We start from the raw sequence: 794 nt of genomic DNA on the forward strand, positions 1-794 counted from the left end.
AAAATCTTCTGGTGCATTTTTTAGAAGATACCATTACCCAAGATAAGTTTTGGGGATTGGCATAAGTGTATTACCTAGCTGAACAAGTGAATCCGAGGAGGAGGACGAAGATTCCGGAAGGAAAAAGAGTTCAAGCGGACAGAAAGCCAGAGAAGAATCACAACCGAAAATGACTGAAGCCGAGATCGCCATGGAGGAGAAGCTGAGGAAGAAGAAGGAAGAGGATGAGGCAATGTGGCAGGAGTACATTGATCAATGGAGGAAGCAGCGCGCCAAGGAAGAGGAAGAACTTAGGAAGCTGAAGGAACGCCAAGCGAAACGAAAAGTGACAAGAGCTGAACAGGAGAAGCGTCTTATGGAACTGAAGAAGAAACAGGAAGAGCTAAGACAACGAGAAATAGAAGAGAAGAAGCAGAGGGAAGCTGAAGCAAAAAGGAAACGTCTAGAAGACGCCGAAAAGAAGAGGCAAGCCATGCTTGAGGAGCAGAAGAAGCAGAAGGAGGGAGTGAAACCCAACTTCGTCATCCAGAAGAAGTCCGAATCTGGCGGTCCTGTCATGCCCGTTGGCGGATTCGATAAGCTAAGCAATGTGGAACAGGCAAGGCTCGAGATGATGAAATCCAAGGAACAGCTTGCTGAAGACAAAACCATTGCCCTCACTTACAGAGTGAAACCTTTGAACATTGAAGGACTTGGCTCTGGAAAACTCAAAGAGATCGCCGAGGAATTGTGGAACAAAATCGTTACACTTGAGAGCGAGAAGTACGATTTAGAAGAGAGGATGAAGAGACAGG

General features: G+C 46.3%; 1 pseudogene. It reads left to right on the forward strand.

Annotated features, from left to right (window positions below):
- Window positions 1–169 precede the first annotated feature (169 nt).
- Window positions 170–794, forward strand: a pseudogene (locus BB427_RS06645) (hypothetical protein); the annotation flags it as partial.

It is taken from the genome of Pseudoalteromonas sp. BMB (assembly GCF_001709235.1).
Taxonomy (GTDB): Bacteria; Pseudomonadota; Gammaproteobacteria; order Enterobacterales; family Alteromonadaceae; genus Pseudoalteromonas; species Pseudoalteromonas maricaloris.